13 protein-coding genes are annotated in these 12,840 nt (G+C 48.5%); 6 read left to right on the top strand and 7 right to left on the bottom strand.

Features of this window, described 5'->3' with window-relative positions; translation table 11 throughout:
• The first annotated feature begins 34 nt into the window (after positions 1 to 34).
• Together KVT36_RS12280 and KVT36_RS12275 are read left to right on the top strand one after the other, a co-directional pair.
• Positions 35 to 1,351: an AarF/ABC1/UbiB kinase family protein gene (locus KVT36_RS12280; protein ID WP_217603794.1), complete on the top strand. Its 1,317-nt coding sequence runs from the start codon at positions 35 to 37 to the stop codon at positions 1,349 to 1,351.
• Between the two features lie 96 nt (positions 1,352 to 1,447).
• Positions 1,448 to 2,353 (top strand): NAD(P)/FAD-dependent oxidoreductase, encoded by a 906-nt coding sequence (locus tag KVT36_RS12275; protein WP_217603793.1) that lies wholly within the window; start codon positions 1,448 to 1,450, stop codon positions 2,351 to 2,353.
• Positions 2,354 to 2,356: 3 nt separating this feature from the next.
• Here KVT36_RS12275 and KVT36_RS12270 read toward each other — a convergent pair whose 3' ends face one another.
• From KVT36_RS12270 to KVT36_RS12255, 4 genes are all read right to left on the bottom strand, one after another.
• On the bottom strand, positions 2,357 to 4,804 hold the full coding sequence (locus KVT36_RS12270) for an ABC transporter permease (protein ID WP_217603792.1): 2,448 nt from the start codon (positions 4,802 to 4,804) through the stop codon (positions 2,357 to 2,359).
• 131 nt (positions 4,805 to 4,935) lie between these two features.
• Positions 4,936 to 7,458, bottom strand: a complete 2,523-nt coding sequence (locus tag KVT36_RS12265; RefSeq protein ID WP_217603791.1) for a phosphocholine-specific phospholipase C — start codon at positions 7,456 to 7,458, stop codon at positions 4,936 to 4,938.
• Between the two features lie 88 nt (positions 7,459 to 7,546).
• Positions 7,547 to 7,996: a VOC family protein gene (locus tag KVT36_RS12260; RefSeq protein ID WP_217603790.1), complete on the bottom strand. Its 450-nt coding sequence runs from the start codon at positions 7,994 to 7,996 to the stop codon at positions 7,547 to 7,549.
• A 65-nt stretch (positions 7,997 to 8,061) separates the two neighbouring features.
• Complete coding sequence (locus tag KVT36_RS12255; RefSeq protein ID WP_217603789.1) at positions 8,062 to 8,481, bottom strand: helix-turn-helix domain-containing protein; 420 nt, start codon at positions 8,479 to 8,481, stop codon at positions 8,062 to 8,064.
• Positions 8,482 to 8,620: 139 nt separating this feature from the next.
• Between KVT36_RS12255 and KVT36_RS12250 the strand changes: the two genes are divergently transcribed.
• The 3 genes from KVT36_RS12250 to KVT36_RS12240 all read left to right on the top strand — a co-directional run bounded on the left by KVT36_RS12250 (position 8,621) and on the right by KVT36_RS12240 (position 10,148).
• Complete coding sequence (locus KVT36_RS12250; RefSeq protein ID WP_217603788.1) at positions 8,621 to 8,950, top strand: hypothetical protein; 330 nt, start codon at positions 8,621 to 8,623, stop codon at positions 8,948 to 8,950.
• A 20-nt stretch (positions 8,951 to 8,970) separates the two neighbouring features.
• A complete protein-coding gene (locus tag KVT36_RS12245; protein WP_217603787.1) occupies positions 8,971 to 9,339 on the top strand; it encodes an MmcQ/YjbR family DNA-binding protein in 369 nt (122 codons plus the stop codon).
• Between the two features lie 83 nt (positions 9,340 to 9,422).
• Positions 9,423 to 10,148, top strand: a complete 726-nt coding sequence (locus tag KVT36_RS12240; RefSeq protein WP_217603786.1) for a GDSL-type esterase/lipase family protein — start codon at positions 9,423 to 9,425, stop codon at positions 10,146 to 10,148.
• Between the two features lie 20 nt (positions 10,149 to 10,168).
• Here KVT36_RS12240 and KVT36_RS12235 read toward each other — a convergent pair whose 3' ends face one another.
• Positions 10,169 to 10,801: a phosphatase PAP2 family protein gene (locus tag KVT36_RS12235; RefSeq protein WP_368670021.1), complete on the bottom strand. Its 633-nt coding sequence runs from the start codon at positions 10,799 to 10,801 to the stop codon at positions 10,169 to 10,171.
• 268 nt (positions 10,802 to 11,069) lie between these two features.
• On the opposite strand from KVT36_RS12235, the gene KVT36_RS12230 reads away from it, so the two are divergent.
• Complete coding sequence (locus KVT36_RS12230) at positions 11,070 to 11,495, top strand: DUF1801 domain-containing protein (protein ID WP_217603785.1); 426 nt, start codon at positions 11,070 to 11,072, stop codon at positions 11,493 to 11,495.
• On the opposite strand, the gene KVT36_RS12225 is transcribed toward KVT36_RS12230, so the two are convergent.
• On the bottom strand, positions 11,490 to 12,272 hold the full coding sequence (locus tag KVT36_RS12225) for an aminoglycoside 6-adenylyltransferase (protein WP_217603784.1): 783 nt from the start codon (positions 12,270 to 12,272) through the stop codon (positions 11,490 to 11,492). The genes KVT36_RS12230 and KVT36_RS12225 overlap by 6 nt on opposite strands.
• 67 nt (positions 12,273 to 12,339) lie before the next feature.
• Positions 12,340 to 12,786 (bottom strand): DoxX family protein, encoded by a 447-nt coding sequence (locus tag KVT36_RS12220; protein ID WP_217603783.1) that lies wholly within the window; start codon positions 12,784 to 12,786, stop codon positions 12,340 to 12,342.
• Positions 12,787 to 12,840 lie beyond the last annotated feature (54 nt).

Here is a 12,840-nt window from a genome sequence, read left to right as displayed (position 1 = left end):
CTAAAATCGTAGATCGTAAATCTAAAATCAAAAGATGAAGGAACAATCCAATATCCCGACCGGCAAAGTGGAAAGGGCTGGACGTTTTATAACCACGGGATTAAAAGTAGGCTCCAATTATTTAAAGCACTATACCAAAAAGCTCATAGATCCTTCTATCAGCAAGGAAGAGCTGCATGCGGATAATGCGGAAGATATTTACGATACCCTTAGCCAGCTGAAAGGCAGCGCCTTAAAGGTAGCGCAAATGTTAAGCATGGATAAAGGCATGCTGCCCAAGGCTTACACAGATATGTTTGCCATGTCGCAGTACAGCGCCCCGCCCCTTTCGGGGCCGCTGGTAGTGAACACTTTTGTAAAAACGCTGGGCAAATCACCCTCACAGCTATACGATAAGTTTGACCTGCATGCTTCCAACGCCGCCTCCATTGGGCAGGTGCACAAAGCCTGGAAAAATGGCCAGCAGCTGGCTATTAAGATCCAGTACCCCGGTGTGGCCAACAGCGTAAAATCCGATCTGCGCATTGTAAAACCATTTGCCGTGCGCATTGTGGGCATGAGCGAGGTGGATATGGACAAATACTTTGACGAGATCGAAACCAAGCTGCTGGAAGAAACCGATTACCAGCTGGAGCTGCGCCGTTCCGTAGAGCTGTCGGCCCTTTGCGCGCATATTCCCAACCTGGTATTTCCCCGCTATTACCCGGAGCTTTCCTCTGACCGTATTATTACCATGGACTGGCTGGAAGGTTTTCACCTGAAAGAGTTCCTGTTACGCAACCCTTCACAGGAGGTGCGCAATAGCATTGGACAGGCGCTGTGGGATTTTTATGATTTCCAGATGCACCAGCTGAAAAAAGTACATGCAGATCCACACCCAGGCAACTTCCTGATGCGGGATGATGGTACGGTAGGCATTTTTGACTTTGGCTGCATAAAGGAGATACCGGAGGATTTTTATACCAACTATTTTATGCTGGTAGATAAAACCATCCTGCAGGATGAAGCCAAACGGATGCAGATCTACATGAACCTGGAAATGATCCACCCATCTGATACGGATAAGGAAATTGCATTTTACTCCGGGCTTTTCCAGAAAATGATAGATCTGCTTACGCTGCCTTTTACCGTAACCAGCTTTGACTTTGGCAATGAAAAGTATTTCCAGGAAATATATGCGTATATGGATTATGTATACAACCTGAAAGAGGTACGCGATTCCAAGGTAGCACGCGGCTCCCGCCACTCGTTGTATGTGAACCGTACCTACTTTGGCCTGTATTCCATATTAAGCGGTCTGAAGGCAGAAATATACACCGGCGCAGGCCGTTTTAAAACGCTGCTGCAGTAAGCAGGGTTACTACCTGCTGCTGCTGTTATGTGCATGCTGCAAAAAGCAGGTAAAATACATTTGCAACATTGTTTCATTTTTATTTACCTTCGCTTTATGGAGCATGAACACACATTAGACGTTATTATCATCGGCGGCTGCTATGCCGGGCTTTCTGCAGCTATGGCCCTTGGCCGTGCGCTGCGGCAGGTATTGATCATTGACAGCGGCAAGCCCTGTAACCGGCAAACACCGCATTCCCATAACTTTCTTACGCAGGATGGCGCTACACCGGCTGCCATAGCAGCTCTTGGCAGGGAGCAGGTGCTGGCTTACCCTACTGTTCAGCTGAAACAGGGAATAGTAGTGAACGCTGTGCAGCAGCAGAATGCTTTTACAGTAACAACAGCAACAGGTGAGCAATTTACTGCTGCAAAATTATTACTCGCCACAGGTGTACAGGACATTTTGCCGCCCATTCCCGGTTTTGCGGAGTGCTGGGGCATTTCCATACTGCACTGTCCCTATTGCCATGGTTATGAGGTAAAACACCTGCCTACCGGTGTATTGCTTAACGGGGATATGGCATTTGAGTTTGGCAGGATGATCCACCACTGGACTAAACAGCTTACCCTTTTTACCAATGGCCCATCTACCTTAAACGATGAGCAAAAGGCGCAGCTAAAGGCCTGGAATATACCTGTAGAGGAACAACCTATTACAAACATCATTCATGAAAAAGGCTACCTGCAAACCATTCAATTGCAGGATGGCAGCGCACATCCGCTAACAGCGCTCTACACCAGGCCGGCCACGCCACAGCAGGATATTGTTCAGTCACTGGGCTGCGCGCTCAATGAAAGCGGCTATGTTGTAATTGATGATTTTCAGCAAACCACCGTACCCGGCGTGTATGCAGCAGGCGACAATACCACCATGTTCCGCGCAGTAAGTGTTGCAGTGGCAGCCGGTACCAAAGCCGGTGCTATGATGAATAAAACATTGATAGAAGAAGGCAGGTAATAGTTACTCTGCCTTTAAGCTCTTAACCGGGTTGGTAAGCGCAGCTTTAATGGATTGAAAGCTGATGGTGGCCAATGCAATGGTTATTACCAGCATACCGGCCAGTGCAAACATCCACCAGCTGACGTTTACACGGTACTCAAAATCCTGCAGCCACTTGCTCATAGCCCACCATGCAATGGGTGATGCCAGCAATACGGCTATCAGCACCAGCTTCACAAAATCTTGGGATATTAAGGCCGTTACCTGGGCTACAGAAGCCCCCAGCACCTTGCGGATGCTGATCTCTTTGCTGCGCTGCTCCGCCATATAAGCAGATAATGCAAACAATCCTAAACAGGCTATAATAATGGCCAGTATGGAAAAGCAGGTAAATATGCGGCCGGTACGCTGCACATCATCATACATCTGTGCAAAACGTTCGTCCAGGAAATTATAACGGAACGGCTGGTTAGGGGCAAAACTTTTCCATACACCGGTGATGGCGCTGATCATCTTTGTCATATCAGCCGTATTTACTTTTACAGATACAATAGTAGGGCTGTTACCCAGCGACATACAAAGCCCTTCCACCTTGCTGCGCATGGATTCAAAATTGAAATCCTCCACAATCCCGATCACCTGGAAGCTGTTACCACCACCGTTCATAATGCGCTGGCCAAGCGGGTCTTCTTTCCCGAATAATTTTTTTGCCAGCGTTTGATTGAGGATAACGGCCTGTGAATCCGTAGGCATGTCTTTAGAAAAATTACGGCCGGCCACCAGGTGCATACCCATCGTAGCCAGGTAATCATGATCCACCTGCCAGAACTGCCCGAACTCCGGCATATCGATCTTGCTTCTGCCATCTTTCCAGAGGCTGTTACCATTACGTTTGGTATTGGAAACCGGTAAAAAGTCGCTTACGGCCACATGCGCTACATGGGGCAGCCGCTGCAGCTCACTCTTAAAGGTTTGCACCTTATCACCCAGGGTATGCGCACCCTGTATCATCACTACCTGCTCTTTATCAAAACCTATCTTACGGTGAAGGATAAACTGCATCTGCCGGTAAATAACTACCGTACCAATAATAAGGATAATAGATGTGGCAAACTGGAACACTACCAGGATGCTTCTTAGATTGGAATTTTTAGTGCCGCGGCTAATACTGCCCTTCAATACCTGCATAGGCTGAAAGGATGAAAGATAAAACGAGGGGTAAATACCTGCCAGCAGGCCAATGACCACAGCAGCCACCAACAGCGCAGGTACCAGCCACAGCTCATGCCAGGGAAATACCAGCGTTTGGGCCGACAATTGATTGAAATAAGGCAGCAGCGCCCAGGCCAGCATGCTGCCCAATATAACAGACAGGAAACTGAATAAAAAAGATTCTGTAAGGAACTGTTGCACCAGGCTGCTGCGGAATGCACCGATCGTTTTTTTCAAACCCACTTCTTTAGCGCGGTTGGCTGACCTGGCAGTGGAAAGGTTAATGAAATTTATACAGGCTATCAACAGTATGAAACAGGCAACAGCACCAAACAGCCATATAAAACGGATATCGCCGCGGTTGTGTACATTATCATGAATATCATTAGAGTACAGGTGTATATCACTTACCGGTTGCAGGTTTATCCGCAGCTCCAGGCTTTTACCCAGGCGTTCCAGGTCCTTATTACCGGCCTCCCTCATGATAGGGATATAATACTTCTGCAGGATATTATCGCAGATCCTTTTCCCCAGCTTTTGAGCATCTGTACCGGGGCGCAGCCGCACATAGTTATCATAGTTGCTGGACATCCAGTTAGTTTGCTCCCCGTTCCAGAACGCAACGCCGGAAAGGGTTAACAGGAAATTATACTGCAAATGGGAGGTGGAGGGTAGGTCTTTCATTACGCCCGTTATGCGGTAAGCGTAGTTACTATTATCATTCAGCAGCATCACCTTTCCGATAGGATCTTCATGCGGGAAATATTTTGCTGCCATCCGCTGGGAGATCACCATGGTCTTTGGCTCATCCAATACATGCGCAGCGTCTCCGGCTACCATAGGCCATTGAAATATGTTCAGCAGCTGCTGATCTATATAAACGAAACCTTCTTCGAATGTATTTTCAACTTTATCGGCCCGCCGCAGCTGGTTGCTGCCAGCACCGGTAAACAGGCGGTTGGACATTAAACGCCCTGCTTCCTCAATCTCCGGGAAATCATCTTTTAAAGAACGGGCGAACGGCGCCGGGAAGGATACGCCTTTTTCATCCACCCCATTGTCAATGGATTCACCTATTACCCGGTAAATGCGGTCAGCATTGGGATAGGAACGGTCATAGCTCAGCTCATGCCTTATGTACAACGTGATCAGCAAACAGGCTGCAATACTTAATGCAAACCCGCCGATCTTGATAGCGGTGTACATCTTTTGCTTCAATAATTGTCGTACGGCAATTTTAAAGTAGTTCTTCAGCATGGAAAGACATTTAACACCGCATTGCACAAAGTAAATGCCTGCCTGTGCCCTACCTGAAAACCAATACATTAAGAGGCCGGGAGCATAGGAAGCTGTCCGTTTCCGGACAGGCAATGTCCGGTATTTAAAGGTTATACCCTTCCCATCAGCGGGTCTGTAAAGCTGGGCTTACCGGTTTCCACACGGCCGGCATATCTTATTTCAAAATTTTCATGCCCTTTTATTTGTACGCTGCAATCGTACCAGCCATGGCTTTTATTAAGATCCTGCAATGTGGTTTTTGTTTGTCCCGGCGCCAGCTCCAAGGTGCGTGTACCGGTTTTATAGGCATTATCAATTATATTAACGGTATATTTTTCCTTACTGCTGTTTTGCAGATGCAGGGTTACATTTCCTGTGAGCTTACCCGCCGCCTGCTGGTACTGGCAGCTTACCTGTAATAAGGGGTCCTGGCTGTTACCGCCGAATTCCCGGAAGAAACCATTGGGCCCATGTACCTGCAGGTGATACTGCCCGTTCTCAAAATCTTCCAGGGGCCAGGTATCCTGCAGCTGCCCGCCGGCCACTACGCCGTAAGACCATACCCGCATATCTTCGGTTTTATATTTACCAGGCGCATAAACCAGGAAAGGTGCGCCGGCAGCCTTTTTACCAAACACTTCCTGTTTGGCGGCAAGGTGAATAACGAATGATCTTTTATCCCCGCTCAGCTGTCCTTCCACATACAGCTCATACGGCAATACACAGGCATGACGAATGCCTTTTTCCTGCTGCATGCTGTCTATCAGCAAAGGGTTGCGTTTCACCTGCGCTATATCATCGGCGGTAAATGATCTGTAACCCTGCGGTAATTCTTTGAACTGCGCCTTATGTACACTTTCAATAAATGCATCTTTTTCTACCACGGCAGGCAGCTCTATTTTTTCGCCGTTATATGGGCGGAATACTGACGACAGGTCTCCGCACACCGTGCGCCGCCAGCTGCTGATATTTGATTCTATTACGGCTTTGCCGGTTTTGTGTTGCAGGAATTTTTCCAGGAACTGCAAAGAGGATGTATGATCAAATACCTGTGAATTTACCCATCCTCCGCGGCTCCAGGGCGAAGCAACTACCATGGGTACACGATAACCTAACCCAATGGGGCTTTCACGTTTATGCTCCTGCGGCAGATAGGTTTTGCGCTGCTCCTGTTCCATGCTTACAAACTCCACACCTGCATCTGCTCCCTGGGAAACCTTACCACTGGCAGGGTTCTGCGGGTTGGGCGCTACAAATGGCGGCACGTGATCAAAGTAACCGTCGTTCTCATCATAGGTAAGCACAAAAATGGTTTTCTTCCATACTTCCGGGTTTTGCGTAAGAATGTCCATTACTTCAGATACATACCAGGCGCCATTCCAGGCGGCGCCGGGATGATCTGAAAAGTTTTCCGGCGCTACCAGCCAGGATACGGTGGGCAAAACACCGTTCTTCACATCTTCCCGGAACTGGTACAGCACATCGCCTTTGGGCACGGTCACTTCCCGGGCAGTATCGCCATCCTGGTAGCTAAGTGTGGTGAGCTCTCCAAAATGCGGGTCTTTATGATTGGCGCAAAATGCTTTCTCATGCAGGTTTTTATCGTGCTGCGAAAGCTGCGCGTATTTTTCGCGGGTGTATAGTTTTTGATCTGCCTGCACTCTTTGCAGGGTGGCCTTTTTTTCTTTCAGCTGTTTTTCCAACGCCGTATGGTTAGCGTCTGTAGCGGGTAATGCAGCCAGCTGTTTTTCCAGCTCAGTTATTTCAGCCGGTAATGTGGCGATACTTTTTTCCAGGTAAGTAATGTAGCGGTCAGAGAGCTTTACATTATACTGTGTAAAGAACTCAATGGGATTGTCTGTGAAGTTAGCCAGCCACGCATCTTTTTCGCCGGTAAAACCGCCATCCACGCTAATATCGTTCTGGTAAATTTTCCAGGAAATACCACTTTCCTCCAGCCTTTCCGGGTAGGTTTTATAATTCACCATGCTGTCATAATCCGCTTCCTCATTCCATACCAGCGCATTGGACTGGCTGTTCTGTTCTGCGCGGACAGTACCGGTCCAGAAGTATAAACGGTTAGGCGTAGTACCGGTAAGGGAAGAGCAGAAGTGCTGGTCGCACACCGTAAAAGCATCTGCCAATGCGTAATAAAAGGGAATATCCTGCCGGGTATAATACCCCATGGTCAGCGGCATCTTTGCATATTCAGTGTGCCCGGATTGTTTTGCATCCAGCCATTTATCGTACTTGCCATTGTTGCGGGCATCCACCTGGTTGCTCCATGCATGTGGCAAAGAGCCCATCCAGGTAACCTTTGTATCTTTTATATCCAAACGGAAAGGGGCATACGTTTCACCGGCAGCATTGGTTTGCAGCCATACCGGTTTTTTATCGGGCAGGTTTATAGCACGGGGATCATTAAAGCCACGTACGCCCTGCAGGCTGCCAAAGCAGTGATCAAAGGTGCGGTTCTCCTGCATCAGGAATACAATATGTTCTGCATCCAGGAAAGTAGTGCCGGGCGCGGGGTTAATGGCTAATGCTTTCTGTACGGAAGCGGGCAATGTGGCAAAACCGGCTGCACCGGAAAGCAGCGCAGCCTTTTTAATAAAATCCCTTCTGGAATCCATAGCGGTACATAATTGTTATGCTATAAAAGTATAGAACATATTATAAATCAGTACCGTCATTTTAGATTTAAAGAGAAAATAATATGGGTTAATGCTCCTTCGGCTGTGTCATGCTGAACCAGTTACCACAGCCATCCGACATAATACATTCTATACCGTAGAACTGTTCTTTGGGAGCTGACTTAAACTCCACGCCCTTTGCTTTCAGCTCTTCATACGTAGCATAACAGTCCGGTGTGTAAAATACCCCGGCGCCCATTAAGCCTTTTTCCAGTAATAAACGGATGGCCGCCTGTGCATCAGGCTCTAAACCTACTACCGGCATCAGGATGATCTCCAGGTCCGGCTGTTCCGGCGTGTTCAGGGTTAACCAGCGGAAACCACCGGCAGGCGGCTGTTCCTCACTACCGTCCTCACAGGCGGTATCGCCCATTACTACATCGGTATTTACCTTAAAGCCCAGCTTATTCACATAAAAATCGTAGGCTTTGTCCTGGTTCAGCACAAACAGGGAGGTGTGCGACATTTTTGTGATCATAACAGTTGTATTTTATACAGGCAAAACTATAATGCGGCGGGGGAATACAGTTCTTGGATCTTGCTTTATTGCCGGTTCAGCTTATACCCTTCAATAAAACAATGCGGAATAAAAGTACGGGGTTGTGCTTTGGCCTGTTGCTGCTGTACAATGCGCAGGTTGCGGTAATGCTGCGGGCCTATGCCGGTTTCTTTTTTAAACAGGGTGCTGAATGAGCCTATGCTTTCAAACCCAACGCTGGTGCATATTTCGCTTACACTTAGCCCCTCTTGTGCCAGCAGGTCCCGGGCTTTATCCATACGCCGCCGGGTAAGGTAGCGGTGCGGGGTGCTGCGGTAAATGCGGGTGAACAAACGGTGAAAATGAAAGCGCGACAAAAACGCCTGTCCTGAAATTTCCCCCAGGTCAATGGACTCATGGTAATGCTCATCCATGAACAGCTTGGCGGCAACAATACGCTGATAGATATCTTCAGGAAGCTGCATAAAAAGGTTTGTTATTCAAATGTAACGATTGGGCTGCATTTTTTAACAGAGGGGTATGCTAAACAACTGTAACTGATTTTTGTTATATTCAATGCCGGTTCTGTAGCAGTGAATGTCCAATCAAACCTTTTCAAAATCCATGCAGGAATTTATTCTTTTGATCTGGCAGGATGATACCCTGCTTTCTGATGATCAGCAGCAGGCGCGCAGCCAGCAGCTTAGCCGCTGGATCCGGGACCTTTCACAGCAACAGCTGTTTGTTACTGCGCACACTTTCTGGGACTATGGGTATACGGTTACCGGCGAGGCTGACAGGCCGTTGCGGAACATTAACCCTATCAGGGGCCATATGCAGATCAGCGGTTACATGATCATACTGGCAAAAAGCATCCAGGAAGCCACCTCACTGGCTAAGGCGTACCCGGGTATTAATTTTGGTGCGGAAGTAGAAGTACGGGAGCTGCGGTAATTTCGTATATTTAAATAACCATGAACCTGGACGCATACATATACCTGCAACAAGTGCGCGCCATTGCGCTGGCCTTACCCGGTGTAACGGAAGCTCCCTGCCATGGAACACCAGGCTTTTGGGTGCATAAAAAGCTGCTGGGCCGTATCAAGGAAGATGGCGAAACCCTGGCCATCCGCACCCAGGAGCGGGAAAAGTGGATGGAAGCTGCCCCCGATATCTTTTTCATTACGGATCATTACCAGAACTACCCCATGATGCTCATCCACCTGGCCAAAGTGGATCAAAAAGACCTGGCCGGTCTTTTCCTGGCTGCCTGGAAAGAACGGGCGCCTAAAAAGCTGCTGCAGACGTATGAAGAATCAGCTAAAAAGCAAAAAAAGTCTTAGCCGTTCCCACTTCCCTGCCTATCCCCAAACTTTTCACATTCCCTGCTTTTACTTTATCTTAATGCTGCTAAACAGCTTCCTTCATGAACCGGAGAACTTTTCTGACCAATACTGCCCTGATGGGCGCCGCCCTACCCTTGTCTTTGACTGCCCGGCCGCATACGCCGGAGCAGGATGATACTTTTGTGATCAATGCCGGTATTGGCGGTAACAATACCCAGGACCTGCTGAACCGCCTGGAAAAAGATTGCCTCTCCCACCAGCCGGAGCTCACTGTTCTGATGGCAGGCACGAACGACAGTATGAACCATGAAAAATACATTCCTTTAGAACAATATAAAGCCAACCTTACGGAGCTGGTACAACGCATTGGCAACAGCGGCAGCAAGGTGCTTTTAATGACCATTCTGCCCTTTTATACGCCTTACCTGCTAACCCGCCATCCGGCTTCCTTTTTTGCCAATGAAACGCCGGATGAGCGGCGCATGGCCATTAACAATGCCATCCGGGAAGTAGCGGCCGCGCAAGGGGCTACCCTGCTGGAGCTGGGCGCAGTGTTTGAAAAGATAGGTCAGGTGGGAACCGATAAAGCAGCGCTGCTGCGGAATGAGGTCAACAGCCGTAGTAAAGATGGGGTGCACCCTACAGCAGATGGTTACCGCTTTATAGCGCTGGCCGTGTATGATTGTATCACCTACAAACAGCTGCCGGCAAAGCGGGTGGTGTGTTTGGGAGATAGCATCACACAGGGTTCCGGCGGTACGGAAGCAGAAAGCTACCCCGCTAACCTGGGGAAATTATTGCAATAAGAAATTAGGAGTGGCGCCCGCTAGAACAGCGGTACCGGCGTTACAGGTGTCTTCTTGTGTTTTCCGTCTATCCACTTATTCAGCTTATAGCTCAGATATGCAGACCCGGTGCCTATCACCGCACCTACGAGCACATCACTGGGATAATGCCGGCCCAGGTACATGCGGGAATACCCAACAGCGCCTGCCCAGGCAAATGAAGGTGCTATTACATACCATTTGGGATATTCAAGGCTAAGCGCCGCCGCACAGGCAAACGCAGTAGATGTATGACCAGAGGGGAAAGAAGGGCTATTATCTGTTTGGGCCGTTAACAGCTCAGGGTGATTCATAAAAGGCCGGTTACGGCGGAATGCATTCTTCATAGCGGTAGTAGCGCCAAAACTTATTGCCAGCGCACCTACAGTAGTCCAGCCATTCTGGATGGTGATTTTATTGCCGGTAGCATACCCTATTACCAGCTGGCTAATGGGCAAGGCGGCAGAAACGGTATACATGCTGTTGCTGACACCGTTCATAAAACCGTCAAATTCATCGTCACGGTTGTAGTTAATAGTCCTTAGCAATTTGTAGTCAAGACCTTGCGCTTTCACCTCAGGCCGGTAGGCAAATACTAACAGCGACAGCAGTAGGACACGTACAATTCTCTCCACGGAATGTTTTTTATGAGTACTGATAACGAATTACATTGCAATCTAGTATGGGATTCTGGATAAAATCTGTAGGTTTTGGTCTACAAATACAGGATCATAGTCCACAACATTATGCGTCTCACTAAATATACCAAATATTTTGAAATCACCAAATCACACAGATATGGCAGGGGCCGCCCATAGGGCTTCTTAGCCTGAAAATCATTCGCTTATCAGTGCAAATACTCCTTATAAAAACTTGTTATATTTGAACTAAATACCCCTTCTAATGGCAAAACAGAAAACCCAGCCCACCGGTAGCAGCGTTACGGCCTTCCTGGATACCATAACCGATGAAAAAAAACGTACAGACAGCTATGCCATCCTGGAGCTGATGCAGCAGGCCACCGGTTATACACCCAAAATGTGGGGCACCGCGATTGTGGGCTTTGGCAGCTACCATTACAAATACGACAGCGGGCATGAGGGCGATGCACCTTTAACCGGCTTTTCGCCCCGCAAAGAGGCTTTTACTTTTTACCTGATGCTGGGCAGCTTTGATCATTCCCCCCTGCTGGAAAAGCTGGGCAAACACAAAACAGGCAAGGGCTGCCTGTACATCAAAAAGCTGGAGGATGTGGATACCAACGTGCTGAAAACAATGGTTACACAGGCCAGCAATGCCATGAAAGAAAAATACCCCGGTTCATTATAAGTGAGCGCCAACCTCCTCCAGGTATTCCATACTTCTTTTTTCTGCCGCGCTTTGTAAAATAATGCCGGCGGGATACAGCTCATCCCGCAAAACCCTGTACAGGTTTATGCTCCGGCGCAAGGCTTCCAGTAAGGATAAAGGTTTGTACTGCGGTACTGTGGCCATTAACCTGTCCAGGTCTGCGGGTGGTAAATTGGTCTCCAGCCGCCGCATACCCCGGGGCTGCAGCCCGTTGCGGACCTGCAATAGCGGGGCCAGTACCCGTGCCCGTAAAAAGGCCAGCATATCCATGGTTTCAAAATACTCCCCCCGCCCCAGTTTGGTGGCTCCGTAATGTACCCAGGTCCAGAAGCGATCTTCCAGCCACTGGTAGTCCGGGTAAGGCCAGGCAGCCGTAGTATTGCTGATGATGTTTGTTAGCTGCTGATCCTTTTCCAGCAGCACCACGGGGTTTTCTACACGGTGATGGAACTCCGGCAAGGTCAGGAATTTAATATCCACATGCAGCAGCGGATCATCGTACAAACAAATGAGCAAACGGGGCTCGCCCACATGCTCGCCGGTAAAGGCATTCAGCAGCTTGCCAAATTGCTGCGCATAAGCCAGCATTTGTGTTTTGTTACCGGCAACAGTGTCGCGGGTAACCAGCACCAGGTCCAGGTCAGAGAAGGCATCTATTTCATCTGTGATCCAGGAACCGGCTGCCGCCAGGCCAATTACGCGGGCATCCTCTTTCAGCATGGTTACTACCCGGTTAGCAAAGTCTTTTTGTATCATAACGAACCCAATTTAAAAAAAGACTTTTAATGCCAAACGCTAAAAGCTAAATGCTAAAAGCTGTTTATTAATTGCCTATTAGCCTGTCTACAGAAAAACGGCCGCCACCGGTAAGGATCAAAACCACGCACATCCCTATCACCAGCAGGTGATATTCAAATCCCTCCTGCCCGGCCGGCGCCTGTGCAAACCAGTTCATGAAAAAACCGCTTTTATAGTGCACCACTACAATCATCCCAATGAATAAACCCATGATGCCTACGGCAGCAATACGGGTGGCCAGGCCGCTTAGCAGCAGTAGTGTGCCGCCACATTCTACCAGTATTACCATGACCGCTGTAAAGGTCGACAGGCCGGTGGTTTGCGTGAGGTAATGCATTTCGCCGGATAATCCGGGGCCATTAAACCATCCGAATAATTTTTGTGCAGCATGGGGAAAAATAACCAGTCCTAACGTAAGGCGTAAAATAAGGCCGGGCCAGTTGTTATCTGTACTAAAAACCTGTTGGAACATAACTTTGTGCTTTAATTTTTATAGTGCAAAGTTGCAACGGGTAAGCACTTTAAA

It is taken from the genome of Chitinophaga sp. GbtcB8 (assembly GCF_019091455.1).
GTDB lineage: Bacteria > Bacteroidota > Bacteroidia > Chitinophagales > Chitinophagaceae > Chitinophaga.
The sequence above is the reverse complement of the archived record's forward strand: the minus strand, read 5'-3'. Positions and strand labels throughout refer to the sequence as shown.

What these genes read in the sequence shown, in the direction of transcription:
- KVT36_RS12280 (WP_217603794.1), top strand. Translation starts at nt 35, where the DNA reads ATGAAGGAACAATCCAATATCCCGACCGGCAAAGTGGAAAGGGCTGGA.
- KVT36_RS12260 (WP_217603790.1), bottom strand. Translation starts at nt 7,996, where the DNA reads ATGATCACAAAAATGTCGCACACCTCCCTGTTTGTGCTGAACCAGGAC.
- KVT36_RS12255 (WP_217603789.1), bottom strand. Translation starts at nt 8,481, where the DNA reads ATGCAGCTTCCTGAAGATATCTATCAGCGTATTGTTGCCGCCAAGCTG.
- KVT36_RS12220 (WP_217603783.1), bottom strand. Translation starts at nt 12,786, where the DNA reads ATGTTCCAACAGGTTTTTAGTACAGATAACAACTGGCCCGGCCTTATT.
- KVT36_RS12275 (WP_217603793.1), top strand. Translation starts at nt 1,448, where the DNA reads ATGGAGCATGAACACACATTAGACGTTATTATCATCGGCGGCTGCTAT.
- KVT36_RS12265 (WP_217603791.1), bottom strand. Translation starts at nt 7,458, where the DNA reads ATGGATTCCAGAAGGGATTTTATTAAAAAGGCTGCGCTGCTTTCCGGT.
- KVT36_RS12245 (WP_217603787.1), top strand. Translation starts at nt 8,971, where the DNA reads ATGAACCTGGACGCATACATATACCTGCAACAAGTGCGCGCCATTGCG.
- KVT36_RS12240 (WP_217603786.1), top strand. Translation starts at nt 9,423, where the DNA reads ATGAACCGGAGAACTTTTCTGACCAATACTGCCCTGATGGGCGCCGCC.
- KVT36_RS12225 (WP_217603784.1), bottom strand. Translation starts at nt 12,272, where the DNA reads ATGATACAAAAAGACTTTGCTAACCGGGTAGTAACCATGCTGAAAGAG.
- KVT36_RS12230 (WP_217603785.1), top strand. Translation starts at nt 11,070, where the DNA reads ATGGCAAAACAGAAAACCCAGCCCACCGGTAGCAGCGTTACGGCCTTC.
- KVT36_RS12250 (WP_217603788.1), top strand. Translation starts at nt 8,621, where the DNA reads ATGCAGGAATTTATTCTTTTGATCTGGCAGGATGATACCCTGCTTTCT.
- KVT36_RS12270 (WP_217603792.1), bottom strand. Translation starts at nt 4,804, where the DNA reads ATGCTGAAGAACTACTTTAAAATTGCCGTACGACAATTATTGAAGCAA.